21 protein-coding genes are annotated in these 26,178 nt (G+C 43.0%); 12 read left to right on the top strand and 9 right to left on the bottom strand.

Translation table 11 applies throughout. The features are described from left to right. Positions 1-2: 2 nt before the first annotated feature. Positions 3-1,931 (top strand): hypothetical protein, encoded by a 1,929-nt coding sequence (locus NWQ57_RS01600; protein ID WP_306020203.1) that lies wholly within the window; start codon positions 3-5, stop codon positions 1,929-1,931. An 88-nt stretch (positions 1,932-2,019) separates the two neighbouring features. Here the strand turns inward: NWQ57_RS01600 and hda are convergent, their stop codons facing one another. Continuing rightward, complete coding sequence (gene hda, locus NWQ57_RS01595) at positions 2,020-2,730, bottom strand: DnaA regulatory inactivator Hda (RefSeq protein WP_306020201.1); 711 nt, start codon at positions 2,728-2,730, stop codon at positions 2,020-2,022. Next, on the bottom strand, positions 2,730-3,821 hold the full coding sequence (locus NWQ57_RS01590; RefSeq protein ID WP_306020200.1) for a DUF2066 domain-containing protein: 1,092 nt from the start codon (positions 3,819-3,821) through the stop codon (positions 2,730-2,732). Before NWQ57_RS01590 ends, hda begins: the two co-directional genes overlap by 1 nt. A 179-nt stretch (positions 3,822-4,000) precedes the next feature. Between NWQ57_RS01590 and purM the strand changes: the two genes are divergently transcribed. The 6 genes from purM (at position 4,001) to cmoB (ending at position 11,056) form a co-directional block, all read left to right on the top strand. Further along, positions 4,001-5,044 (top strand): phosphoribosylformylglycinamidine cyclo-ligase, encoded by a 1,044-nt coding sequence (purM, locus tag NWQ57_RS01585; protein ID WP_306020199.1) that lies wholly within the window; start codon positions 4,001-4,003, stop codon positions 5,042-5,044. Continuing rightward, complete coding sequence (purN, locus tag NWQ57_RS01580) at positions 5,045-5,695, top strand: phosphoribosylglycinamide formyltransferase (RefSeq protein ID WP_306020198.1); 651 nt, start codon at positions 5,045-5,047, stop codon at positions 5,693-5,695. Between the two features lie 73 nt (positions 5,696-5,768). Then, a complete protein-coding gene (locus tag NWQ57_RS01575; protein WP_306020197.1) occupies positions 5,769-6,455 on the top strand; it encodes a DUF3108 domain-containing protein in 687 nt (228 codons plus the stop codon). 224 nt (positions 6,456-6,679) lie between these two features. Next, positions 6,680-9,145, top strand: coding sequence for an acyl-CoA dehydrogenase FadE (gene fadE, locus NWQ57_RS01570; RefSeq protein WP_306020196.1), 2,466 nt, complete (start codon positions 6,680-6,682; stop codon positions 9,143-9,145). A gap of 197 nt (positions 9,146-9,342) precedes the next feature. Further along, the gene (cmoA, locus tag NWQ57_RS01565; protein ID WP_306020195.1) at positions 9,343-10,071 is read left to right on the top strand and encodes a carboxy-S-adenosyl-L-methionine synthase CmoA; all 729 of its coding nucleotides are present in this window, start codon (positions 9,343-9,345) and stop codon (positions 10,069-10,071) included. 13 nt (positions 10,072-10,084) lie between these two features. Further along, a complete protein-coding gene (cmoB, locus tag NWQ57_RS01560; RefSeq protein WP_306020194.1) occupies positions 10,085-11,056 on the top strand; it encodes a tRNA 5-methoxyuridine(34)/uridine 5-oxyacetic acid(34) synthase CmoB in 972 nt (323 codons plus the stop codon). Between the two features lie 9 nt (positions 11,057-11,065). Here cmoB and alr read toward each other — a convergent pair whose 3' ends face one another. Both alr and NWQ57_RS01550 read right to left on the bottom strand, forming a co-directional pair. Further along, positions 11,066-12,160 carry an alanine racemase gene (gene alr / locus NWQ57_RS01555; protein WP_306020193.1) on the bottom strand — a complete coding sequence of 365 codons (1,095 nt, stop codon included), beginning with the start codon at positions 12,158-12,160 and terminating at the stop codon, positions 11,066-11,068. 14 nt (positions 12,161-12,174) lie between these two features. Beyond that, positions 12,175-13,032 (bottom strand): D-amino acid aminotransferase, encoded by an 858-nt coding sequence (locus NWQ57_RS01550; protein ID WP_306020192.1) that lies wholly within the window; start codon positions 13,030-13,032, stop codon positions 12,175-12,177. Between the two features lie 174 nt (positions 13,033-13,206). On the opposite strand from NWQ57_RS01550, the gene NWQ57_RS01545 reads away from it, so the two are divergent. From NWQ57_RS01545 to NWQ57_RS01530, 4 genes are all read left to right on the top strand, one after another. Beyond that, positions 13,207-14,049, top strand: a complete 843-nt coding sequence (locus NWQ57_RS01545) for a S1 RNA-binding domain-containing protein (protein WP_306020191.1) — start codon at positions 13,207-13,209, stop codon at positions 14,047-14,049. A 6-nt stretch (positions 14,050-14,055) separates the two neighbouring features. Next, positions 14,056-14,454 carry an OsmC family protein gene (locus NWQ57_RS01540; RefSeq protein WP_306020190.1) on the top strand — a complete coding sequence of 133 codons (399 nt, stop codon included), beginning with the start codon at positions 14,056-14,058 and terminating at the stop codon, positions 14,452-14,454. Between the two features lie 355 nt (positions 14,455-14,809). Further along, positions 14,810-17,119 (top strand): TonB-dependent siderophore receptor, encoded by a 2,310-nt coding sequence (locus NWQ57_RS01535; RefSeq protein ID WP_306020189.1) that lies wholly within the window; start codon positions 14,810-14,812, stop codon positions 17,117-17,119. Positions 17,120-17,135: 16 nt separating this feature from the next. Continuing rightward, positions 17,136-17,816 (top strand): Fe2+-dependent dioxygenase, encoded by a 681-nt coding sequence (locus NWQ57_RS01530; protein ID WP_306020188.1) that lies wholly within the window; start codon positions 17,136-17,138, stop codon positions 17,814-17,816. On the opposite strand, the gene hemN is transcribed toward NWQ57_RS01530, so the two are convergent. After that, positions 17,813-19,177 carry an oxygen-independent coproporphyrinogen III oxidase gene (gene hemN / locus NWQ57_RS01525; protein ID WP_306020187.1) on the bottom strand — a complete coding sequence of 455 codons (1,365 nt, stop codon included), beginning with the start codon at positions 19,175-19,177 and terminating at the stop codon, positions 17,813-17,815. The two genes, NWQ57_RS01530 and hemN, sit on opposite strands and share 4 nt — an antisense overlap. Before the next feature lie 304 nt (positions 19,178-19,481). Between hemN and NWQ57_RS01520 the strand changes: the two genes are divergently transcribed. Then, a complete protein-coding gene (locus NWQ57_RS01520) occupies positions 19,482-19,718 on the top strand; it encodes a hypothetical protein (protein WP_306020186.1) in 237 nt (78 codons plus the stop codon). Between the two features lie 146 nt (positions 19,719-19,864). Here NWQ57_RS01520 and greA read toward each other — a convergent pair whose 3' ends face one another. The 4 genes from greA to dapB form a co-directional block, all read right to left on the bottom strand. After that, positions 19,865-20,341: a transcription elongation factor GreA gene (greA, locus tag NWQ57_RS01515; protein WP_306020185.1), complete on the bottom strand. Its 477-nt coding sequence runs from the start codon at positions 20,339-20,341 to the stop codon at positions 19,865-19,867. A gap of 106 nt (positions 20,342-20,447) precedes the next feature. Next, on the bottom strand, positions 20,448-23,666 hold the full coding sequence (carB, locus tag NWQ57_RS01510; protein ID WP_306020184.1) for a carbamoyl-phosphate synthase large subunit: 3,219 nt from the start codon (positions 23,664-23,666) through the stop codon (positions 20,448-20,450). Positions 23,667-23,724: 58 nt separating this feature from the next. After that, complete coding sequence (gene carA / locus NWQ57_RS01505) at positions 23,725-24,870, bottom strand: glutamine-hydrolyzing carbamoyl-phosphate synthase small subunit (protein ID WP_306020183.1); 1,146 nt, start codon at positions 24,868-24,870, stop codon at positions 23,725-23,727. 352 nt (positions 24,871-25,222) lie between these two features. Then, positions 25,223-26,032: a 4-hydroxy-tetrahydrodipicolinate reductase gene (gene dapB, locus NWQ57_RS01500; protein ID WP_306020182.1), complete on the bottom strand. Its 810-nt coding sequence runs from the start codon at positions 26,030-26,032 to the stop codon at positions 25,223-25,225. Positions 26,033-26,178: the final 146 nt, after the last annotated feature.

Raw genomic sequence — 26,178 nt, 5'->3', positions numbered from 1 at the left:
CAATGATAAAACGCTTTAGTCTTTCCCTCTTATTGAGCTTAATTTTACAAGCATGTGGTGGTTCTGGTGATTCGGATATATCGCCATCAACGCCCGTGCAAGAGCCTAATGAGCAGTTATCGGTTAGCCCAAAGCGTGTAGAAGATGGTTTGCAACTTTTTTATCCTGACACATTCCAAACTAACCAAGCAGCAAGCCTCGCAGTAATTGCCAGCAATGACACTATTAAAACGGTTAAATGGCAGCAAATCAGTGGGCCTGAATTGCAGTTTTTAGCACCCACTAGCCAAGTGATTTCTTTTGATATTTCTCAAGCAGCAAACTATAGCTTCGAACTTACCGTGACATTAACTTCGTCAGCCCAAATACAAAAAACCATTCACTTTAGTGCAGTGCAAAATAACACTGAACAGGCAACAGTCAGATTAGATCACGTAGCGGTAGAACAAGCAAAAGTATCGTTAAGGGCGGATAAAACAGGTACAGCTAATACGGCCGACATTACCTCCATAACTTGGCGCCAAGTAGCGGGTCCTCGAGTCATCGATTTCACACCTGAACAGTATTATTTGTTTTTTAAAGCGCCAGAAGTTAGCCAAGATACGGTATTAGAATTTTCCGCCACCCTCAACTTTAGTGATGGCAGTGTGGCCACAGATAATAGCTATGTACTGATTAAAAATACTAGTATTAACGACGACGGCTACTTCCCCAATTATGCAGACCGCATCGTAACAAGTGAAGTACAGCCTTATATCAGTGACGGTAAATATGCTGATGTACTAGTGGATTGTATTTACAATAACCAACTTTCTTCAACCTGTAGTTTTGCTACCTTACCCTTACTCGGTAGCGAAACCCTTAGCCCTACGGTAGACGATGTTCTATCGCGTTTAGTGGTGTCACATGCTTGGATGGGCGACAGATTTAAGCAGTTTTTACAACAGTCGAGTACCGCAGATGATATGTTGAAATTACTCAGAGCAACCACCGCTATTGTGATTGCCTATGATGTGCGTCCGTCTTTTTATTGGTCAGCGACAGGCGCTATATATCTTGACGCGGCTAACTTTTGGTTGACGCCACAAGAGCGTGACACCCTAAACGATCAAGCTGATTACCGCAGTAGTTTTGGTGAGGCGTTGCAATTTATGATCCCTTGGCGCTATGTCAAAAATAATCAATATTACATTCGCAACGGTGATTATCCAGCTGCGAGTCGTTTAACTAAGCCCTTTTCAGCCTTAGAAGCCAATGCTAGTTGGTTGATGTATCACGAATTAGGCCATGCTAACGATTTTTTTCCGCCAACTAGCTGGGATCAAGTATCAGCTAACACTAACCCTTTAAGCTATTCCAGCAACCATGCTGCATCATCTAGCAGATTTAGCCAGATTTACCCTTTAAATTCAGAAGATTTAAAACAGTTGGCTGATGTCAGCTTTTCCGGAAACACAGCAACGCCGAACCAATTGGCATTAGAAGCACAGGATGTCGTGGCTTTATTCACGCCTGATTTCGCTCCAGACTACTATTGCTACTCCACAATTCGAGAAGACTTTGCCACTTTATTTGGGCATTTTATGATGGCTTATCGCTTAGGTGTCAGCGCCGATGTCGCCATTATAAGCACGGTGGAAAATGAAGAGCTTGTGGTGAGCTGGGGGCAAAGAGATCGAAATAATGCACCTCAGATACAACAGCGAGTCAAAGCGGTGGTCGAAACTATCTTTCCTGAGCTGGATGTCGCCAATATTCAAAGCACCCTTCCAGCCCCGGTTACTATGCGCTCAGGGGATGATTGGTTTAGTAATATCAATTTGAGTTCTAATAGCAATGCCAGTAATTTACAGGCTAAGCCTCTCAGTCCTTTGCCCTTAGCGGTTGAAGATTATTGGCAACACTATCCAAACTCACCAGCGATACCTTGAGAAAAATCACCTTCAATCGTTAAGGTGAGGCTGTCTGAGCGATGTTGTTAGGGTACTGATATGGCTTTTTCACGAGTGGGTAAATAAGCTAGAGCTTTAAGGTAGATTTCACAAAAGGTATGGTGAGTTTTCGTTGCTGCTGCAGAGAGAACTCGTCGAGTTTATCTAAACTTTGCATCAAAGCAGGTAAATCTCGTTGCAAGTGATTAATTAAAAATCGAGCAACTTCCATCGACATACTCAGCCCCCGTTGTTCAGCGCGAATGATAATAGCATCGCAGCGCTCGGTGTCTTCTAAAGGCGCCAGACGAAAGCTCACTCCCCAACTCAAGCGCGAGACTAAATCAGGTAGTTGCAGAGGTAAGGCCTGCAAACCGTAACGACCAGCAACAACCAGTCGGCTGTGACCATGCTCTTTTACTCTGTTGATGAGATCAAACAAGGCCACTTGCCATTCGAGTTCATCTTCAATGAGTTCAACGTCGTCAAAACAAACTAGATCGTATAACTCCAAACCTTCCAACATTTCTACGGCTAAATAGTCTTTATCTTTAAAACTAAGATACACACAACTCTTATTTTGCTGTTCTGCTAAATAACACATAGAAAACAATAGATGACTTTTTCCCAGTCCCGTTTCAGCAAAGAAGTAAGTTAACCACGGCAGTGGCTGAGCGTTGTCTTGATTGAAGATTAGTTGTTGTAAGTGACTGACTAACTGTTGGTTTTCACCCACAATAAAGTTGTCAAAGGTTACCTCATCCTTTAATGATACCGGCAGTGAAAGCTGCTTACTCATTAGTTGGCCCACTTAAATTCCAAGTTAGTTTGCTCTTGCCCTGGGGAGTTGCTCACCGGTGTAATAATATTATCTAAGCGAAACGTATTGAGTAAGTCGTCAGTATTGCCTAACAATTCTAATTCAAATGTCGCCTTTTCACCTTGCTGAGAAATCAAGGTGGCTTTTGACACGACACTCAAACCATTCAAAAATTTTAGCACCGCAGCATAACGACTAATAGCGTTCACGTTATTAATAACAATTTTCGTTGTGACCGCATTCAGTAAACGATTCTGCTGACTAATGGCGTATTTATCCGACAATTGCTGCGCCACCACATTGATAATTTCGTCAGCCAGTAAGTCAGACTGAGGCCCACTCACTTGGCCATTTGTTACTTGACCATTATCTGACATCGTCCAATCTGCTAGCCATTGTTGTTTACCACTATTATCATTACTTGGGTCAATTGACTCAAAATAAATTCGCGCTGATAGCAGCGTTTTATGATCGTATCGTTCACTTGCACTGGCTATTTGCTGAGCAAAACCACCCCAAATTGTATAAACATCGACTAACTGCATATCGTTTAAGTCCCACAAAGGGAAGCCCACTCTAATGCCACGGATTTGAGCTTGCTCAATTAGACGCTGCACAAACATAGGCTGATTGTCAGCATTTAATATGTATTTATTTTGCTGTTTATCTTCAATAGCCAACCACAGCAAGGTATCGGGGCGACGCTTATCCCACACAGCAAACCCAGCAGTTCTTAATGCATTCTGAATTTTTTCTTGGTCAAAATTGACCACTAAGAAAAGTTGATTCAACTTTCTCTCGTAACTGTATGAGCGAATTAAGGTAGATGCCCTACTAAGGTGTTTCACAATCTTTTCATCATTAAGCAGGGTTTGCGAACCACTCACCTTAACAAAAACTTGTTTGAGTGCTTGTTTAATGGCTTTATTCTGGGTTGCTTCAGCTTGGTCTGTCACTGGCACTTTGGCGTCATAAAGATCCTCAATAACCACCGCTGAGGCCGATGCAAAAAACAGCATTGACAATAAGGTACACATCACAATTTGGCGTAAAAATATAACTGATGACATCTGGTACCCGTTCTCCTTTACCACAAGACAAAAATTTCAGGCGTCATTGTCCTGTATTTGCTCGAAAAATTCACCTTTTGTTTCACAACAAAAAATCACTGTTGTTGTGATTGGTATTAATCAAGCAAGCTGCTAAAATCGCGGCTCTTTTTTTCTGTGGTTACTTTTGGGGTAAAGACGTGAGCGAAAACAATTCATCATTAAGCTATAAAGACGCAGGTGTCGATATTGATGCGGGTAACCAACTCGTTGATAGAATTAAATCGGTAGCTAAGAAAACGCAACGTCCTGAAGTGAGAGGTGGATTAGGTGGTTTTGGCGCTTTGTGTGCACTGCCTGAAAAATATCGCAAGCCTTTATTGGTGTCTGGTACCGACGGGGTTGGCACCAAACTACGTCTTGCCATGGATCTGAAAAAACACCAAGGCATTGGCATAGATTTAGTCGCTATGTGTGTTAATGACCTCATCGTACAAGGCGCTGAGCCTTTGTTCTTTCTCGACTATTATGCGACAGGTAAGTTAAATGTCGATACCGCAGCCGAAGTCGTAACAGGCATAGGACAAGGGTGTGAGTTAGCCGGTTGTGCCCTAGTCGGTGGCGAAACAGCAGAAATGCCTGGCATGTATCATGGTGAAGATTATGACGTAGCTGGATTTTGTGTGGGTGTCGTTGAAGCCGATGATGTGATTGACGGCAGCAAAGTCCAAGCCGGTGATGCATTAATTGCGCTGGCCTCTTCAGGTCCTCACTCCAATGGTTATTCGTTGATTCGTAAAATAATTGAAGTCTCTGGTAGTTCAACAGAAGAAGTTTTTGAAGGTAGTACCATTGGTGACGTATTGTTAGAGCCGACCCGTATCTACGTAAAAAATGTATTGAATCTATTAGAACAAGTCGAAGTGAATGCTATTTCTCACATCACCGGTGGTGGCTTTTGGGAAAACATTCCTCGAGTATTGCCCAGCGATGCAAAAGCAATTATTGACGGAAGTAGCTGGCAATGGCCTGAAATATTTAATTGGCTACAGAAAAAAGGCAATGTCACCACCCACGAAATGTATCGCACGTTTAATTGTGGCGTTGGGCTTATCATCGCCTTAAAAGCAGAAAACGTAGACAAAGCCTTAACGATCCTCAACGACTTAGGCGAAACTGCTTGGAAAATTGGTCAAATCGCTCACCGCGATGCTGAAACAGAGCAACAAGTAGAGATTAACTAAGTGACAAAAAGTACAAAATCCATCGTGGTATTGGTGTCGGGTAATGGGTCTAATTTACAGGCTATTATCGACGCCTGTGAGCAAGGCAAAATACCAGGAAAAATCACTGCCGTTTTTTCTAACAAAGCTGATGCTTATGGTCTACAGCGAGCTAAAAACGCGAACATTCCGGCGGTATTTGTTGATCCCAAACCCTATACCAGCAGAGAAGATTACGATGAACAATTGTTCAGTCAAATTACTGAGTATGCTCCCGATCTTATTGTACTTGCTGGCTTTATGCGGATCTTAAGTCGTGATTTTGTTGAACATTTTCAAGGTAAGATGTTGAACATTCACCCATCTTTGTTGCCGAAGTACAAAGGTTTGCACACGCATCAACGCGCAATTGATGCTAACGACCAAGAACACGGTGCATCTGTTCATTTTGTTACCGCTGATTTAGACGATGGCCCGGTGATTTTGCAATCAAAAGTTCCGATTTTTGACAACCAAGATGCAGAAGAACTAGCCGAACGTGTGATCGTGCAAGAACGTCAGATGTATCCATTAGTAGTAAAATGGTTTTGTCAGGATAGACTTACCATGCACAATAATAAGGCGTTTTTAGATGGTACTGAACTCGAAGAGCAAGGTTACGCAGCAGATTAAGAGACTACTTTTTATTTGCTGTAGTGTTTTTACACTAACCTTGTCCGCTCAGGAAGCTGAGCTGCACTCTGTAATGGAAGATAAACCAAACGAACCTGCGGTTGTAGAAAGTACGACCGTGATCGACCCCTTTAGTAGTTTCGCTGCTGAATTCAAAGCCTATCGCTTTGGCAAAGAATTGGGCCGGGCAAATTTGGCGTTAAGCAAATTAGAAGGTAATCAATATCGTCTCGATTACAGTTCCAGCGTTTCGATTTTTTTCTTGTCTGATAAACGCAAAGAAACCAGCTATTTCGAAGTAGACGATGGTCAAATTATTCCGCAAAGTTACGTATTTAAACGCACAGGCACAGGTTCAGACAAGCATACCAGGATTGAATTTGACCACGAAAAAGGTAAGATTTTAGTAAATGATCGCCCTAGTTTTCCTCTCGAAAATCAGCTTGACAATCAGCTCTATCGCCTTGATTTACAAGCCCAACTTGCCAGAGGCAAGACTAGTTTTGACTACCGCGTGATCAATGACAGAGGGCAATACCGTGAATATCAAATGCAAGTTCTAGGTAAAGAGTCTCTGTCATTACCTTTCGGTGATATCGACGCGATCAAAGTAGGTATTGTTAGAGAGAACTCAAGCCGGAGTACCTTTGCTTGGTTCTCACCCGCTCTTAACTTTCAACTTGTTAGGCTCCAGCAGTTTAAAGACGGTGAGGAACAAGGCGATATCAAGCTCAGTAAATATTCAAGTTCCACTTCTTAGTGACGCAAATAGGATGGGAAACATGCCTTCGCAAAAACTTAGGCAAATGCCCCATCCTTTCTATACTATCTAACGTACCTATTAACATTATTTCACATCTGTTGCAGCGCATGACCTGCCAGCGACCAAAAATGATGTAAATATATTGACGCATTCTGGTTGATCTTTTGTTGACAAGATTATAACTTGGCGTCGAGGTCTGACCTGTAAATTTGGAGCTAAATATGCAATTTTTATTGTGGTTATTATTAATCGTTATTGCCTTTGGTGCGGTGAGTTACTATCGCATGAGCATGTTCAACGCTACGGTTGCAATGTTTGCAGCTTTAGTATTTGGTAGTGTAATGGGTATAGTAGGTGGGTTTACTTGGCTACTTTATCTTATTATCGCCATCCCCTTAAATATTGAATCTATTCGTGTGCAATATCTCACCTCGCCTATCCTAAAATTATATAAAAAGATTATGCCAGAGATGTCGAGCACTGAAAAAGACGCTATCGACGCCGGTACGGTTTGGTGGGATGGAGAAATTTTTAGTGGCAATCCAAATTGGCAAGTGTTGCACAACATACCGCAAGCTCGATTAACTGCTGAAGAACAAGCTTTCTTAGACGGGCCGGTGGAAGAAGTATGTCGCATGTGTAATGACTGGGACGTAACCCATACCCGTGCTGACTTATCGCCTGAAGTATGGCAATACTTAAAAGACAATAAGTTTTTTGCCATGATCATCAAAAAAGAATACGGTGGTTTAGATTTTTCTGCTTATGCACAATCAAGAGTACTGCAGAAATTATCTGGCGTCAGTGCGGTACTCGCTACCACCGTTGGCGTACCTAACTCGCTTGGTCCAGGTGAGCTCTTACAGCATTACGGCACGCCCGAACAACAAAATCATTACTTACCCCGCCTTGCCACCGGCGAAGAAATCCCCTGTTTTGCTTTAACAGGACCAGAGGCAGGCTCTGATGCAGGCTCTTTACCCGACACTGGTGTTGTGTGCAAAGGTCAATGGCAAGGGGAAGAAATCATTGGTTTAAAACTCACCTTTGATAAACGATATATTACCTTAGCACCTGTCGCGACGGTAATCGGTTTGGCCTTTAAGATGTCTGATCCAGAAGGCTTGCTCGGCGAACAAAAAGACTACGGGATCACCTGCGCGCTTTTGCCCAGAGAAACAGAAGGCTTAGATATTGGCAATCGCCATTTTCCTTTAAATGTGCCTTTCCAAAATGGACCTATTCGTGGCAATGATATTTTTGTTCCCCTTGATTACATTATTGGTGGGGTAAAAATGGCTGGTCAAGGTTGGCGTATGTTAGTGGAGTGTTTGTCTGTTGGACGTTGTATTACCCTACCCTCAAACTCAGCCGGTGGCGCAAAAAGTATCGCATTAGCCACAGGCGCGTACGCGCGAATCCGTCGTCAGTTCAAAATCCCTGTGGGCAGTATGGAAGGCATCGAAGAAATGCTGGGTCGTATTGGTGGTAACACCTATTTAATGGACGCGGTCACTTCGTTTTCGACTAAAGGGGTTGATCTAGGTGAGAAGCCTTCGGTCATCTCAGCTATCTGTAAATATCATTTAACTGAAAAAATGCGTCAGTTAGTCAATGACTCCATGGATGTGCATGGCGGCAAGGGCATTATGCTTGGGCCAAACAACTACTTGGGCCGAGGCTATCAGGGTGCCCCCATTGCAATTACCGTTGAAGGAGCAAACATACTAACCCGTAACATGATGATTTATGGCCAAGGCGCGATGCGTTGCCACCCATTTGTATTGAAGGAGTTATTTGCTGCCAATAATCCTGATGAAAAACAGGGCTTAGCAGAATTTGACAGCGCCCTCTTTGCCCACATTGGTTTTGCCATCAGTAACTTTTTCCGAAGCCTTTGGTTTTCCATCACGGGAGCTCGTTTAGCGGGAGCACCCTTTATGGACGAAACAAGCCAATATTACCGTGCAATGCAACGTTACAGTTCAAACATGGCCTTTTTGTCTGATGTAGCTATGGGCGTGTTAGGTGGTGAATTAAAACGCCGCGAGCGCATTTCCGCTCGTCTAGGTGATTTGCTCAGTTACCTTTATCTAGGCTCTTGTGTTCTGAAACGTTTTGATGATGAAGGCCGCAGATCAGAAGATTTACCATTGGTGCATTGGGCGATGCAAGACACCTTGCATAAGCTAGAAGTGTCTTTAGAAGAGTTACTGGATAACTTCCCCAACTACTGGTTAGGTAAGGCACTAAAATTAGTAATAATGCCCTTTGGTAAACGTTTTACTAAACCCTCTGATCAATTAGATCATGCGATTGCCACCATCCTACAAACCCCATGTGAGGCTCGTAGTCGCTTAGGTAAAGGCCAGTTTCTATCCCGCGAACCTGGGATGTTAATGGGTGATTTAGAGCAAACTCTGGAAAATGTTATCGCAAGTGAGCCCTTATACACCAAAGTATGTAAAGCGGCGAAAGAGCGTTACCCATTTACCAACTTGGATAAGATTGCAGATAAAGGTCTAGAGCTAGGTGTTCTTAGCGAGGAACAAGCTGAACTATTAAGAACAACAGAACAAGGTCGCTTACGAACTATTAACGTCGATGATTTTGACCCAAGTGAGTTGGCACAAGAAGTCCAAAAGCCCAAAGCAAAACGCAAACCCAAGTCAGCAGAAGCGGCTTAAGCGCTTTTACGTCTAACCAAACAGCCCTTTATATGGGCTGTTTTTTTATGTGTATATAAATATAAGCTCCCTGTATTCATCTCTTGTCACAAACGAGCAGGCCTTAAACACCGTGATTAAGTTTCAAAGGAAATTGCTTGAACAGGACTTGAACGTTAGAATTGCCGCCTATTTTTCAAAGTCAGACAAGCAAGCTCATGTTTTCAGGCAAAGACGCCATTTATTCACAACCGCAAGCCATTGAACCCTTTCGTTTTGACCAAGCTGTGGCGGAAGTTTTCCCCGATATGATCCAGCGTTCAGTGCCCGGTTATGCGACGATCATTGATACTATTGGTCAATTGGTCGGGCGTTTTGCCCAAGATGAAAGTCAAATTTATGATTTAGGTTGTTCATTAGGTGCGGCAAGCTTAGCGGCAAGCAAGCACTTAAGCGCAAAGAACTGTCGAATTATTGCAGTAGATAATTCAGCTGCAATGGTGGAACGTTGTCGTTTACACACCAAAGCGTTTAAGTCTGATACCCCAATTGAAGTGGTATGTGACGAATTGCAACATGTCGATATCCATAATGCCAGTGTGGTGATTATGAACTTTACCCTGCAATTTATTCATCCAGAACATCGTTCTTCAGTTATCGCACGTATTTTTGCTGGCTTAAAACCCGGTGGTATTTTAGTTTTATCAGAAAAATTATTAGACACTCAGCTACAGTCCAACGAGTTACTCATTGATCTGCACCATGAATTTAAACGACGAAATGGTTACAGCGATTTAGAAATTAGCCAAAAACGCAGCGCACTTGAAGACGTGATGCGCATAGAAAGCTTTGAGAGTCATCAGCAACGCTTACTTAACAGCGGTTTTTCAGAAGTTGTTCAGTGGTTTAAGTGTTTTAATTTTGCGTCCATGGTCGCGATAAAATAAGGATAAGTAGCCAGTGACCTTACCTTGGTTTAAAGATTTTTATCAGCACATTGCTCAATCACCATTGAGTCATTGGTTAGAAGTGCTACCTGCACAATTAGCTCTGTGGCAGCAAGAGCAGTTACATGGCGACTTTAATAAGTGGCTTAAGTTATTGGCGCTGTTACCAAAAACCGAGGTTTCGAGTGTTGAGTTACTTCATAAAGTGGAATTTGGCCAAGCGCAAGACATAAATGACTACACACAAAAACAGCTGCTAGGTTTGTTTAAACAATTTATGCCTTGGCGCAAGGGACCTTTTTATATCCATGGTATTCACATTGATACCGAGTGGCGCTCAGATTGGAAGTGGGACAGAGTTGCACCGCATATTCACTCTTTGAAAAATCGGCATGTACTTGATGTGGGTTGTGGCAGTGGATATCACATGTGGCGTATGTTGGCACAAGACCCGAGCCTAGTAGTGGGCGCTGATCCTTCGCAATTATTTTTAATGCAATTTCAAGCTATCAAACACTTTAATCCAGACCCGCGTATCCATCTTATTCCGGTAGGCATAGAACAACTCCCTGAATTAAAAGCCTTTGATACTGTGTTTTCCATGGGTGTTTTATATCATCGTCGTAGTCCTATCGACTTTTTGTACCAACTAAAAAATCAACTGCGTAAGGGCGGTGAGCTTGTATTAGAAACCTTAGTGGTTGAGGGCGATGAACACACCGTATTTATGCCGCAAGACCGCTATGCGCAAATGCGAAATGTGTGGTATTTGCCCTCAACCAAGGCATTAACATTATGGATGCAACGGGTTGGTTTCAAAAATATTCGGGTAGTTGATGTCGCACTGACTACAACTGAAGAACAACGCAAAACCCAGTGGATGGAAAGTTTATCATTAGCTGATTTTATGGACCCAAATGATGCGCGCCGCACCATTGAAGGCCATCCTGCCCCACTCCGTGCTGTGCTTATTGCAGAAAGCTAGTCCTTCAAGTTATAGATAAAAACGCTTGGCTCTGGGGGGCATTCTAGTGACCAACTCATAACCATTGGTACCGGCAAAACGGGCGACTTCATTGACATCTAGAGCAGCGCCCCAAAGTTCAACATGATCTCCTATTTCAACCGCTGTTAAATCGGTCACATCAACACTTAGCATGTCCATTGATACTCGCCCTGCTAGCTCAGCTCTGTGCCCCTTAATCAACACAGGCGTACCAGATGGCGCAGTACGCGGATAACCATCGCCGTAACCAGCAGCAATCGTTGCAATAACAGAGGAACGTTTCGCTTGCCAGGTATTACCATAACCTACATATTCACCCTGTTTAACCTCTCTAAGGGCAATAACCTTTGAACAAAAGTGCATCACTGGCACCAGCTCATCGGCTTGCTGTTGATGGTCGCTAAAAGGGCTTATTCCGTACAGCATGATACCTGGGCGAATCCAATCTTGATGACTTTGAGGCCAAGCCAATACCGCAGCTGAATTGGCTAAACTGATATCAAAAGCACCTGCATTTAGCGCTTTTAATTTACTCACAACCTGTTCAAAACGGAACATTTGTTGCGAAGTAAAAGAACCGTTTAACTCATCTGCACTTGCAAAATGGCTTGTTAAAATCAGCTTTTCGATTTTGTTACTCGCCTGTAGCGCTTGTACCACCGCGGCTGTTTTTTCAATATCAATACCGAGCCGGTGCATACCCGTGTCAAGTTTGAGCCAAATGGTAAACCTAAACTCACTCTTTGAGGCTAACAACTGACTAATTTGTTGTTCGGTATGAATAAGCAATTCACAGTTTATCTGCGCAGCAAGCTGATATTCTTCTGCACTAAAACAGCCCTCAATCAATACTATAGGCTTATTAACACCAGCCTGACGCAATGTTTGCGCTTCTTCAATACAGCACACACCAAATTTAGCAACTTGCGGTTCAAGGGCCTTTGCTACCTGTGTGGCACCATGCCCATAGGCATCGGCTTTCACCATAGCAACCACTTGAGCATGTGGCGCTAGGCGTGCTGCTATTTGACAATTATGTCTAATCGCGGGCAGATCAATAATAATTTGAGTAGGTCGTGACATCGTGTAGCGCTTATTTACTCGTTATATTTATGTTGGCTAAACAAGCCCTGTGCTTTTAACCATATATCGCCAATTTGGCCATCACCTACAGGCAGGCCATCTATTTCAATCACGGGAGCGATTTCTTTCGATGAGCTAGTTAACCAAATTTCATCGGCACTACGCACTTCATCCATGTGCACTGCTCGCTCTTCAAACGACAGGCTGCCATCGTTTTTGAGTATGTCGAGTAGCATACCTCGGGTTATACCTGGCAGGAGTTTTTCACTTAAAGGTGGCGTTATAATGACACCGTCTTTGACAATAAACACATTACAAGAACTGGCTTCAGTTAAATAGGCATTGTCATCGTACAAAATCGTTTCATTTACCCCTGCGCTTTGACTTTGTTGAAAATGCATGACATTTCCTAACAGTGAGGTTGATTTTATGTGACAACGTTTCCAGCGTAAGTCTTCACTCGTCACCACTTTAAACCCTTTTGACTTGCTTTTATCCGCCACCGGTTCGGCAGGGATCTCAAAAGCAAAAGCAAACACCGTCTGACTCACATTTGTTGGGTATGCATGAAACCGCTTCACATCAGCCCCGCGGCTAACATGTAAGTAAATGCCTAAATTTCCCGCGCCGTTTTCAACAATTAAACGTTCGACTACGGTTTTGATGGCACTAATGCCCATTGGCATCGGCATACCAATAGCCTGTAAACCCGTTTCTAAGCGGCGCATGTGCGGCTCAAAGCCTACCAATTTTCCGGCATAGCTAGGTATGACTTCATAAATGCCATCACCAAATAAAAAACCTCTATCCATCGGCGATATTTTCGCTTCCGACATCGGCATAAAATCACCATTGAGAAACACGCTACCCATCAATTTTCCAGCTAGAACAAGTGGCTATTGCAGTGATTATGCCACGAAAAATAGCGTGTTAGTCGACAATTTTTAGCTGCAATATAATTTTTTTTGCATCGATTTGGGTATATAGCCTAATCTAATTATCGGTTATCATACTGGGTCATTATTACATTAGGTTTAGCATTGTTTATGGTTCATATTGGAAAGTTTAATCACCTCGAAATCGTTAATCAGGTTCCCTTTGGTTTTTACCTTGACGGTGGTGAACTAGGTCAAATCCTACTGCCCACAAATAGTGCTCCACAAGGCTGCAAGCAAGGTGATATGCTCGATGTATTTATTTATCACGACAGTGATGATCGTATTATCGCCACCACTAAAAGTCCTAAAGCGCAGGTTGATCAGTGTGCCTATTTAAAAGTAGTCAGCGTAAATAAGGTAGGGGCATTTTTAGATTGGGGCTTAGAAAAAGATTTGCTAGTCCCCTTCAGCGAACAAGATTATCCAATGTCTGAAGGCATGTCATACGTCGTCTATGTGTTTTGTGACGAAGAAACGAATCGCATTGCTGCCTCCACTCGTCTACGTGATTTTCTACCTGAAGTCGCCTCGGAATTTGAGCCTAAACAAGAAGTGAGTTTATTGATCAGTGGTCGTACTGATATGGGCTACAAGGCCGTCATAAATGGCGCGTATTTAGGCTTAATTTTCAAAGATGAAGTATTCAAACCCATAAAAGTTGGCTACAAATTACCTGGCTTCATTAAACGTGTTCGTGAAGATGGCAAAATCGATCTGTGTTTTCAATTTCATGACAAAGATGCTAGGGGCAGTTTAGCAGAGCAAATCATAGACGACCTCATTGCCCATGGTGGTTTGTCTACCTTAACCGACAAAAGCCCAGCTGACGAAATAACAAAACGCTTTAATGTGAGTAAAAGTGCCTACAAAAAAGCCTTAGGCGGACTCTTCAAGCAAAAACGTATTTTGCTCGACAAAAATAAAATTACGCTAATCGATGAAACAAAGTAGGTTGTGATGAAAGCAAAAGTAAGTTGGCAACAAGGGCTATCATTTTTAGGTGAAACCGACAGCGGCAGAACCCTAGTTATGGACGGAAATGCTGAAGCGATCTCACCAATGGAGAGTGTATTGCTCGCTGTAGGCTCTTGCTCTTCAATCGATGTGGTGGATATTTTGCAAAAATCTCGGCTTACTATAGAAGACTGCTATTGTGAGTTAACGGCAGAACGCGCCGACTCTCCTCCTAAGGTTTTCACAAAAATTCATGCTCATTATGTCGTCAAAGGTCATAATATTACCGACAAACACATGGCAAGAGCAGTGCAGTTATCGGCTGAAAAATATTGTTCAGTCATGTTAATGTTAAGCGGCAATGTAGCAATTAGCACAAGTTACGCCATCGAATCCGAATAAATACAGTAGTAAGACTTGTTGCCCTTTTTATCAGAGTGTTGCTCAAATCCTTAGTATTGTTTACGTCACGTCAAGAAACCGCCTTAGTCATTCCATCCAGAGCTAAACGTATCTCACTTAGCTCTGTGGCTTTGAAACAGAAAAATTCCTAGCTAGCCCATAGAAAAAGGGGCGAGAAACACGGAAATGCCTTCGAATGTTAAGGATAAGGCTAATTATCGAACAAAACGCCCAACATTTTTATTATTATTTGAATAGTTAAGCTAAATAATAACTATTATCATTTGCAATGCGTTTAAGTTTTAATTATGCTTTTGAAACTTAATAACAACACACACTTGATTGGGAGATAACGTTGAAAAACACGCACAAACACAAAAATGAAAGATTGGGATCAAAAGCGCTCGCGATAGCCTTTACCTTCGCATCAGCTGCAGTTCAAGCAAATGATACTGAATGTGAACAAGACACCACTTTGCAAACCGCAGAATGTAAATCTCAGACCAAAGAAATTGAGATAGTCGAAGTATTCGGTATGGCTCAATCTCCTTATCGCGCCCTTAAATCTGGCGATGTGCGTCGTTTAGCCGAGCTTGCTGACACCCCGCAAACCATATCGGTATTAACTCAAAAACAAATTCTTGAATCGGGCAAATCGGATCTTAAAGAAATTTTAGCCACTCAATCAGGCGTTACTATTGGTACCGGCGAAAACGGTAATGCCTTTGGTGACCGTTATGTTATCCGCGGCCATGAAGCTCGTAGCGATGTCTTTGTTGATGGTTTACGTGACCCAGGCATGACTACCCGTGAGAGTTTTGCTACCGAGCAAGTTGAAATCACTAAAGGGCCCAGTTCTACCTTTGCTGGCCGTGGTTCATCAGGTGGTGCGGTAAACAGTATCACTAAACAAGCTTCACCTGATTACAACTTTAATCGCTTAGACGGCAGTATCGGTACTGATGAACATTATCGTATTGTGGTTGACTCTAATATCGCGATCAGTAACGAAACCGCCCTACGCTTGAACGTATTACAAGCAAGTGAAGATGCGCCTAACCGTGAAGGCATCGAAAGTACTCGCCAAGGCCTTTTACTTTCAGGTTATATCGAGCCCACCAGTAAGCTAAATTTTGTCGCTGATGCGTATTATTTAAATGCCGAAGATGTGCCAGATATGGGTAGTTATTTTGATAGAACCACACGCAAACCTGTCGAAGGCATTCCTGTTTATGCTCAACAAGAAGACTTTTTAGATACAGAGGTTAAAGCCCTCACCCTGCGTACAAATTATGAAATTAATGACAACATGCGCTTTTACAATGCTACTCGTTGGGGCAAGACTTCAAACGGCTATATTACCACCGGTATAGGCGCAGCCACACGAGATGAAAGTGACCCCACTGCACCGGGCGCAGCAGCCCTAAGTTTAAGTACGCATCAGGGCTGGCAAGAAATTGATTATGTCGCCAGCCAATTTAATTTCTTTTGGGACAACACTCTTTTCGGATTAAAAAACAAATGGGTATTTGGTGCAGAATTTAGCCAAGAGTCTGTGGATAACGGCGTTTACGATATCAACTATCTAGGTGAGTCTAACTGCCGGATAGCAGGTCGACGTGGCGTAAGTGATGGGTATTGCGTAACAGCTGACGATAGTAACATTACTACCATGACCCAGCGCACCTTCTCAAGAGGCGCCAAAGACGCCCAAATGGATGTTAAAACTCAAGCCTTGTATGTTATGAATACCTTAGCCTTAAGTGAAGAGTTTGATGTGTTTTTTGGTTTGCGAGCTGACTCGTTTGATTATGACAACACCGTGGGCGCAGGTTCAGAGCCTGACCAATATGATTACTCCGACACCCTAACCAATGGTCACCTTGGTCTTGTATACAACATTAACGAAGAAGCCAATATATATTTGACCTATAGCACTGCAACTAATATCAACGGTGGTGAATCTGATGTAGGTGGCAGTTGTGGTTACGGCGGATTATGTGGCGACCCAAGCCAAGTGCAAAACTCCGATCCAGAACAAGTCAAAAATATTGAACTGGGCACTAAATGGGAGCTCTTTGATGATAAATTATTAGCTACTGCGGCATGGTTCCAAGTCACCAAAAGTGACGTAATGGAGAGTATCGGTGAGGACGATTACGCCTCACTTGGTACACTAAATACTGGTAAAAACCGCGTTAAAGGTGTGGAGCTTTCGTTATCAGGTGCCATCACCGATGAGCTTAGTGTACAAATGAGCGCAGCAGTAATGGACTCTGAAATTCTTGAGTCTTATGTTGAGTCCTCAGTAGGTTTAGCGCTGAGTAACTTCGCCGACAAATCTTTGTATTTACAACTACGCTATCAGCCCAATGAAACCCTTGCCTTTGGTACTTCGTTTACCTATAAAAGTGAAATGTACGGCGGTCAACCAGACAGCGCTGCTGGCTACGATGCCGAAACAGGACAATACAGCATTGTGGTGCCTAGCTATAGCGTGATTGATTTGTTCGCCAACTACTATTATTCGGATACCCTGAATTTCCGTCTGAATATTGGTAACGTAGCAGACAATGAATATTGGACGGCAGCCTATCGCTCTGGCACATTTATGTACTTAGGCGAGGCGCGTAACGTTCGAGCCACTGCTAGCTGGAAATTTTAAGTTTAGGAGCACCACCTTGGTCATTATTGAAGCATTAATTAGCCCACAACAAGTGGCAGACTATAGAAAAATATTGACCAAGGTAAATTGGCAAGATGGCGCGATTACGGCAATGGGGATGGCTGCAGATGTGAAACGTAATTCGCAGGCAAATCCGCGAGATCCTCAAATCCAAGCCTTAGCCAATAATTTATTAGCCACTATGGGGGAACACGCAAGTTTAGTCTCAGCCGTATTACCCCATAAAATATTTCCCCCCTGTTTTAATCGCTACGAAGCAAACGAAACTTATGGTTATCATGTGGATGCGTCCATCATGCGACTGCCTAATAGCCAAGATGTGATGCGCAGCGATATGTCCATGACCCTATTTTTAAGTCCACCGGAGGATTATGAAGGTGGCGAACTGCTAATCTCAACTGACTTTGGCGAACAACGCGTAAAACTACGGGCCGGTAATGCGGTAGTGTACCCTTCAAGTTCCTTGCACCAGGTTACGCCTGTTACCAAAGGCACACGCTTAGCAGCTATAACTTGGATGCAAAGTTTGATACCCAACCCCACCACTCGTCAGTCTTTATTTGAACTCGACAGGGTCATTCAAGATATTGCCCAAAATGATGATATTGAACGCAGCAAACTCGACCGCCTACATCATGTTTACCATAATTTAGTGAGGCAGCATTCGGTGGTTTAAACCACGTTTGACAACTGACTTTTTTGCTGTTGATGAGGTAAATAAGCATCAAACATACTGGCAATATACCTAATTAATAATCGACCCTTGTTCAATACTTGAATGGCGACATCGTCATGCGTAAGCAAGCCATCTTGTGCTAAAGGTACTAAGCGCTGCATTTCTTCCGCAAAATACTCATCAAAGTTTATCTGTGTTTGCTGCTCTATTGCCGATTTTATAACAACGCCATTACACATTAAGGCTTTAATGACTAATGCCCGTATTTGATCATCATCTGTCAGCATTAGGCCTTTTGCTAAAGCGTTTTCCTCCTCATCCAGCTTTGCATAATACGCCATTAAGTCTTTTTTATTTTGGCTGTAGGTATGATTAATTGAGCTGATACTGGTCAAGCCTAAGCCTAATAAATCAGTGTTGCCCTGAGTAGTATAACCTTGGAAATTACGATGCAACTGTCCGGCACGATATGCCCTACTCAACTCGTCTTGTGGAAGAGCAAAATGATCCATACCAATAAACACATAGCCATGTTGTGTGAGTGTTTCAATTGCTTGGCACATCAAGCTCGATTTTAATTCTGTACTGGGCAGCCAATGATCAAGGATTTTTCGCTGGGACGCAAAACGTGAGGGTAAATGTGCGTAACTAAACAGTGAGATTCTTTCAGGCCGCATCGCCAAGACGTTAGCAAGCGTATTGGCAAAGGTCTGCTCATTTTGCCAGGGCAAGCCGTAAATCAAGTCAACGTTAACAGAACTAAAACCGAGTTGCTGTGCTCGCTCAACCAGTTTTGCAATAAATGGCGTGTCTTGAATGCGATTAATCGCAGACTGCACTTTTGGGTCCGTATCTTGTACCCCGATGCTAATACGGTTAAAACCGAGGTTTTTTAACAGATCAACGTAACTCAATTGTATTTTTCTCGGGTCTATCTCGATACTAATTTCAGCACCTTCATCGATGGAAAAATGCTGATTTAGTAAGGTCATGAGTCGCTGCATTTGCCTTTCATTTAAAAAGCTTGGCGTACCACCACCTAAATGCACTTGGCTGACTTTGTATTTTTTGAACAGGGATGACTGCCCAATTATTTCCCTCTCTAAATAGTCAAGATAAATGTCTGCTTTATGTTGATGGCGAGTCACAATTTTATTGCAGCCACAGTAGTAACAAAGACTATGGCAAAAAGGAATATGCACATACAACGACAATAAACGGTTTTGGCTAGTCTGCACTGCCCTTACAAAGTCCAACCGAGAAAAGTGCTCATCAAAGCCCAATGCAGTGGGATATGAGGTATAACGCGGTGCGGCTGAGTTATATTTTTTGAGTAAGGTAAGTTCCGTAGTGGTTAACATTCATTTCTATCACAGCAAGTTGGGTATAGACAGTGTGTCTTACCCAATATAAAAATACTTTGATCAAGCTCAAGTTTTATTCTTTATGTCATGAGCTAATTATTGTTTAGCCCACTATATTGTCAGCTCTGTCCCTTTTACTAACAAGTAGTGAAATTTGCTAACTATTGGTTTTTCTCTCACGGTAGTTTTCCCGTTAATTGCATAACCCATTGAAATAATGAGTAAAAATAAATGGCCTGTGATTTGCAAAACTTTTAGGTAATTGGCGAGAACCGCCAGACAAACACTAGAAGGAATTGTTATGTCAAATAAAGCGATATTTTGTTTTGTATTTTTCAGCTTAACCTTGCTCGAAATTGGACAGTTAGCTATTTCGCAAGAACATCCGATTATTATCAACCAAGGGCACTATGTAAACGAAGAAACTGAGACCACAGAGGCGCCAGTAAAGCAAGCCACCGCAACGGGTGGGTGTGATGTTCAGCTCAATCGTGCTGACTCGCAAAAGCACTGCATAGCGCAACATTCTCAACAATAATGACTCAACTAGCCTCACTTGTTATTCGCCCATCTAAGGGCATAGTTGATATTAAAAAACCTTTTGTGAGCTTACCTTGTGCTTGCCAACAGGCACAAAAAAAGAGACCGAAGTCTCTTTTATTTCAACCTTTAGTTAAATAAGGTTTAAATATATTCTACCGCTGAAATTTCATATTCTATTGCCCCTTTTGGGGTTTGAATATTGACGATGTCATCTAACTCTTTACCAATTAAACCACGAGCTATCGGCGAGCTATATGAAATAAGATTGTTCTTAATATCGGCTTCGTCTTCACCTACTATTTTATAGGTGGTTTCTTCATCAGTGTCTAAATTAAGGATCGTCACCGTCGCGCCAAAAATAACTTTGCCATTATTAGCCATTTTTGTGACATCAATAATCTGAATATTAGACAGTTTGCCTTCGATATCCTGAATACGGCCTTCACAAAAACTTTGTTGTTCACGGGCTGCATGATATTCAGCGTTTTCTTTCAAATCGCCATGCTCTCGGGCTTCGGCAATCGCCTTAATGATTTGTGGTCGTTTAACTGACTTTAAATGTTGCAGCTCTTCACGCAACATCTCTGCGCCTTTGGCTGTCATTGGGTATTGATTCATAGTTCAATAACTCACTTTGTTTGGTGTCATGATTTTATTAGATAAAGCAACATAGGTACAAAAACATAAAAATCAACTCGGGCCGGGAATTTTCCTGGCCCACTTTTTAAAGTATGCGTTTATGCAAATCTTGCACTGATGTCACTCGGGCACGATCTTCTGCTTTATTGGCATTTACCGTAGCAAAGGCGGCGTTCATCGTGGTGGTATAAGGCACTTTGTTTAACAATGCTTCCCGACGGATATACACGGAGTCATCGATGGCTTGGCGACCTTCTGTGGTATTGATAATATAACAATATTCACGGTTTTTGATGGCATCCACAATGTTAGGACGACCTTCGCTGAGTTTATTCACCACACTGCAGGCTACGCCAGCTTGGTTTAATACATCAGCAGTACCACTAGTGGCCTCCAACGTGAAGCCTTTGGCTAGCATCTTTTGACCTAATTCAATGACGCGATTTTTGTCATTCAAACGCACGGATAATAACGCTTTACCACCCACGGGTATTGGCTGACTCGCGCCTAAATTGGCTTTTGCATACGCTTCAACAAACGTATCACCCACTCCCATCACTTCGCCGGTTGAACGCATTTCGGGGCCCAATAATGGATCAACACCTTGGAACTTAGCGAAGGGCAATACCACTTCTTTCACAGAATAGAAGGGCGGAATAATTTCTTTGGTAATTCCCTGTGAGGCAAGTGATTGGCCAACCATACAACGAGCCCCAATTTTAGCGATAGCCATACCGGTCGCCTTAGATACAAAAGGTACAGTACGCGCAGCACGAGGGTTAACTTCAATCAAATATACTTTGCCATCTTTCACTGCAAATTGCGTATTCATCAAGCCTACCACACCGAGTTCGAGGGCCATGGCTTTAACTTGTTCACGCATTACGTCTTGAATAGCGGGGCTAAGCGAATAGGGCGGCAATGAGCAAGCCGAGTCACCTGAGTGCACACCCGCTTGTTCAATATGTTCCATGATGCCACCAATAACGACATCTTTACCGTCACAAATGGCATCAACGTCCACTTCAATCGCATCATCTAAGAAACGGTCGAGTAATACTGGCGAGTCGTTAGACACTTTAACCGCATGCTTCAAGTATCGGGTTAAATCTTTAATGTCATAGACGATTTCCATCGCGCGGCCGCCTAACACGTAAGAAGGACGCACTACTAAGGGAAAACCGATTTTTTCAGCGGCAACCAGCGCTTGCTCAAGATTACTCACCGTCGCATTGGCAGGCTGCTTAAGATTAAGCTTGTTAACCATTTTTTGGAAACGTTCACGGTCTTCTGCTTTATCGATTGCATCAGGTGAGGTACCAATAATCGGCACACCAGCCGCTTCAAGTGCACGAGCAAGTTTAAGTGGGGTTTGCCCACCGTATTGCACTATCACGCCGACTGGTTTCTCGATGCGCACAATTTCAAGCACATCTTCTAAGGTCACAGACTCAAAATACAAACGATCAGAGGTATCATAATCAGTTGAAACCGTTTCTGGGTTACAGTTAACCATAATAGTTTCGTAGCCGTCTTCACGCAGAGCTAAGGCAGCGTGCACACAACAATAGTCAAATTCAATACCTTGGCCGATACGGTTTGGACCACCGCCTAATACCATGATTTTTTTGTTGTCTGTGGGATTAGATTCACACTCTTCGTCATAAGTTGAATACATGTAAGCGGTATTGCTGGCAAATTCAGCGGCGCAAGTATCAACACGCTTATATACTGGATGAATGTCAAAATTGCGACGCGCTTCACGCACATCTGCTTCGTCAACCCCTGTTAAATCGGCGATACGTGCATCAGCAAAACCTTTGCGTTTTAAGATTTTCATCAAATCTTCATCGATAGCAGATAGGCCTAACTCAGCAACTTGTTGTTCAAGAACGATCAACTCTTCGATTTGTATCAAGTACCAACGGTCAATGTTGGTTAAGGTGAATATCTCATCAACCGACATGCCCATACGCATCGCGTCGGCAATATACCAAATACGTTCAGCTCCCGGTTCACGAAGCTCACGAATAATCGTGGCTTTTGCGTTTGGATCTTTAATGTCGATGATTGGGTCTAAACCGTTAACACCCACTTCCAGTCCACGAAGGGCTTTTTGCAAGGATTCTTGTTGGTTACGGCCAATTGCCATCACCTCACCCACTGACTTCATTTGGGTCGTCAAACGGTCATTAGCACCCGCAAATTTTTCAAAGTTAAAACGCGGGATCTTAGTCACAACGTAGTCAATGGCCGGTTCAAAAGATGCCGGAGTTAAACCGCCGGTAATATCGTTGGCGAGTTCATCTAAGGTGTAACCAATTGCTAATTTAGCTGCTACTTTGGCAATAGGGAAACCCGTTGCTTTTGAAGCCAGTGCAGAGGAGCGCGATACACGCGGGTTCATCTCAATAACCACTAAACGACCGGTTTTTGGGTCAACGCCAAACTGGACGTTTGAACCGCCAGTCTCAACACCAATTTCACGCAATACGGCAATGGCCGCATTACGCATAATTTGAAATTCTTTGTCCGTTAAGGTTTGTGCCGGAGCAACGGTGATTGAGTCACCGGTATGCACCCCCATTGGATCAAAGTTTTCAATAGTACATACGATAATACAGTTGTCTGCTTTATCACGTACCACTTCCATTTCGTACTCTTTCCAACCGATTAGAGACTCATCGATTAACAATTCGTTTGTAGGTGATAAATCTAAGCCGCGACGACAAATTTCTTCAAACTCGTCACGGTTGTAGGCAATACCACCACCTGAGCCGCCCATGGTAAAGGAAGGGCGAATAATACAAGGAAAACCAATGCGTGTACTGACGTCAAAAGCCTGTTCCATGCTGTGAGCAATCTCTGCTACCGGACACGCTAATCCAATTGATTTCATGGCTTTATCGAAACGTTCACGATCTTCGGCTTTGTCAATGGCGTCTGCTGTTGCACCAATCATCTCAACGCCAAACTCTTCTAAGACACCATGCTTATTTAAGTCCAACGCACAGTTAAGCGCGGTTTGTCCGCCCATCGTAGGAAGAATAGCGTCAGGACGTTCTTTTTCGATAATTTTGCGCACAACTTCCCAATGAATGGGTTCAATGTAAGTTGCATCAGCCATCTCAGGATCGGTCATGATGGTGGCTGGATTAGAGTTAACCAATATGACGCGGAACCCTTCTTCTTTAAGGGCTTTACAGGCTTGCGCGCCAGAGTAATCAAACTCACAGGCCTGACCTATAACAATGGGGCCAGCGCCTAAAATTAAGATACTTTTTATGTCGGTACGTTTTGGCATGGTGCTCTTCTTTAATCTCGTCTCAATATTCGGGTTGTTTCAGGCAAAACTCGCTAATCTAGCGAGTTGCTTGCATCAATTCGATAAAATGGTCAAACAAAGGCGCTGCATCATGAGGGCCAGGACTGGCTTCAGGATGGCCTTGAAAGCTAAACGCAGGCTTATCGGTTAGGTGTATGCCCTGCAACGATTTATCAAACAACGATATGTGAGTCACTTCAATATTGGCTGGCAGACTTGACTCATCGACGGCAAAACCATGGTTTTGAGCTGTAATCATCACTCGATTGGCTTTTAAATCTTTAACTGGGTGATTCGCGCCATGATGACCAAACTTCATTTTTAAGGTGCGAGCACCACTGGCAAGGGCCAATAACTGATGACCTAAACAAATACCAAATATAGGAATATTAGTGTCTAACAAGGTTTTAATGGCACTGATGGCATAATCACAAGGCTCTGGATCTCCGGGGCCATTTGATAAAAATACGCCATCTGGCTTCAGTGCGAGCACATCTGCTGCAGAGGTTTTTGCTGGTACAACCGTTAAACGACAGCCTCGGTCAACTAACATACGCAGTATGTTGTGTTTAACCCCATAATCGTAAGCCACAACGTGAAACGGCATCGAATCAGGAGCAGGTTTATACCCCACTTCCAAATCCCAACTGGCCGAATTCCATTCGTAACTGGCTTCACAAGTCACTTCTTTGGCTAAATCCATGCCTTTTAAACCTGCAAAACCTTGCGCCATAGCCAGTGCATGAGCTTCGTCCAAACTTACGTCATCAAGGGCATTGCTGGCGATAATACAACCGTTCTGCGCCCCCTTGTCACGTAAGATACGTGTTAATCGACGTGTATCAATGTCGGCAATACCTAGGATGTTATTTGCTTCAAGATAATCAGATAAGCTTTGTTGGCTGCGGAAATTACTGACCAGTAAGGGTAGATCACGGATCACCAGGCCTTTGGCCCAAATCTTAGTGGATTCTTGGTCTTCTTCATTGATACCGGTATTACCGATATGAGGATAAGTCAGTGTAACGATTTGTTCGGCGTACGAAGGATCAGTTAAAATTTCCTGATATCCTGTCATGGAAGTGTTAAAAACCACTTCCCCTACTGACACACCAGACGCTCCAATCGCAGTACCTTTAAAAACAGACCCGTCTGCTAGTACTAAAAGGGCGGAAATAGCCAAGTCAACCTCCTGGTTACTTAATGTATAAAAAGTAAGGTTATATGGCACTAACTCGAGGTTAATGCGCTAGAACTTGGTTTTTCTCAGTTACCAAGCCCAATATAAAAACCCCAATAAATATTTGATTTACAAGGAATTTAGCTTAATTTGCAAGATATAACTGGTTGAAGTTGTAATAACTTCGGTAATTTTTGGCAAATTCGCAGTACTATACACGAAACACCTTTTAGGGTCTACGAACAATTACCAAAAATGCATAAATAAGCATTTAAACTACAATTTTATGCTTAAGCCGCAAAAATCTAATTTATTGCCCTACGGCTATTCGCGACAGCTCTGTCTTATGGTGTCCTTAGTTTGCGTTAAAGCCTAATACATCAGCCATATTATACAAGCCCGCAGGCTGCTTAATTAACCAGTTAGCCGCTTTAACTGCGCCTTTAGCAAAGGTCAGCCTACTTGAGGCTTTATGGGTAATTTCTAAACGCTCACCTATATCAGCAAAAAGGACCGTGTGATCACCAATAACATCGCCTGCCCGTACTGTTGCAAAACCTATTGTTTGCTGGTCGCGCTCGCCGGTATCCCCTTCTCTGCCATACACCGCGCATTGGGCTAAATCTCGATCTAACTCATCTGCAATGGCTTCACCAATTGCCACCGCCGTCCCTGAGGGCGCATCTTTTTTATAACGATGGTGTGTTTCAATGATTTCGATATCAGCAGTTTGTCCCATTACCTTGGCGGTTTGACGGACTAAATTGAGTAGCAAATTAACACCAACACTGTAATTGGCCGCGAACACAATGGGTATAGATTGCGCAGCCAGAGTTAAGGCATTCTTCTGCTCAGCATTTAATCCGGTGGTGCCAATGACGATAGGCAGTTTATGTTTTACACAAAATGCTAGGTTGTCAGTTAAGGCGGCTGGCAAGGTAAAATCGATCATCACATCGATATCAGCGACACTCCCTGTTAAATCAGCTTGGGTAGTCACACCTAACTTGCCGATGCCAGAAAGTTCACCCACATCAGTACCAAGCATAGATGAGGAAGCACGCACTGTGGCGGCACTTAAATGTGACTCAGCATCTTGTTTAATGGCCTCTACTAAAACACGGCCCATACGACCGTTTGCTCCGAAAATAGCGATTTTACTCATGATATTTTTCTTTTGAATAATGTCTAATATAAATAATGCGGAGATTGTGCCTTAATTAGTAGGCACTTGCAGCCTAGTATTGATACTAATTCGCTTTAAGAAATGCCTTAACAAACAAATCACTGCATTTTTATTTTTAAGGTGTT

Source organism: Paraglaciecola sp. (assembly GCF_030730205.1).
GTDB lineage: Bacteria > Pseudomonadota > Gammaproteobacteria > Enterobacterales > Alteromonadaceae > Paraglaciecola.
Note: the sequence above shows the minus strand (reverse complement) of the source record. Positions and strands in the feature narration are given on the sequence as shown.

What these genes read in the sequence shown, in the direction of transcription:
- cmoA (WP_306020195.1), top strand. Translation starts at nt 9,343, where the DNA reads ATGTTTTCAGGCAAAGACGCCATTTATTCACAACCGCAAGCCATTGAA.
- NWQ57_RS01600 (WP_306020203.1), top strand. Translation starts at nt 3, where the DNA reads ATGATAAAACGCTTTAGTCTTTCCCTCTTATTGAGCTTAATTTTACAA.
- carB (WP_306020184.1), bottom strand. Translation starts at nt 23,666, where the DNA reads ATGCCAAAACGTACCGACATAAAAAGTATCTTAATTTTAGGCGCTGGC.
- alr (WP_306020193.1), bottom strand. Translation starts at nt 12,160, where the DNA reads ATGTCACGACCTACTCAAATTATTATTGATCTGCCCGCGATTAGACAT.
- NWQ57_RS01540 (WP_306020190.1), top strand. Translation starts at nt 14,056, where the DNA reads ATGAAAGCAAAAGTAAGTTGGCAACAAGGGCTATCATTTTTAGGTGAA.
- hda (WP_306020201.1), bottom strand. Translation starts at nt 2,730, where the DNA reads ATGAGTAAGCAGCTTTCACTGCCGGTATCATTAAAGGATGAGGTAACC.
- NWQ57_RS01575 (WP_306020197.1), top strand. Translation starts at nt 5,769, where the DNA reads ATGGAAGATAAACCAAACGAACCTGCGGTTGTAGAAAGTACGACCGTG.
- greA (WP_306020185.1), bottom strand. Translation starts at nt 20,341, where the DNA reads ATGAATCAATACCCAATGACAGCCAAAGGCGCAGAGATGTTGCGTGAA.
- dapB (WP_306020182.1), bottom strand. Translation starts at nt 26,032, where the DNA reads ATGAGTAAAATCGCTATTTTCGGAGCAAACGGTCGTATGGGCCGTGTT.
- NWQ57_RS01520 (WP_306020186.1), top strand. Translation starts at nt 19,482, where the DNA reads ATGTCAAATAAAGCGATATTTTGTTTTGTATTTTTCAGCTTAACCTTG.
- hemN (WP_306020187.1), bottom strand. Translation starts at nt 19,177, where the DNA reads ATGTTAACCACTACGGAACTTACCTTACTCAAAAAATATAACTCAGCC.
- fadE (WP_306020196.1), top strand. Translation starts at nt 6,680, where the DNA reads ATGCAATTTTTATTGTGGTTATTATTAATCGTTATTGCCTTTGGTGCG.
- NWQ57_RS01550 (WP_306020192.1), bottom strand. Translation starts at nt 13,032, where the DNA reads ATGGGTAGCGTGTTTCTCAATGGTGATTTTATGCCGATGTCGGAAGCG.
- NWQ57_RS01545 (WP_306020191.1), top strand. Translation starts at nt 13,207, where the DNA reads ATGGTTCATATTGGAAAGTTTAATCACCTCGAAATCGTTAATCAGGTT.
- NWQ57_RS01590 (WP_306020200.1), bottom strand. Translation starts at nt 3,821, where the DNA reads ATGTCATCAGTTATATTTTTACGCCAAATTGTGATGTGTACCTTATTG.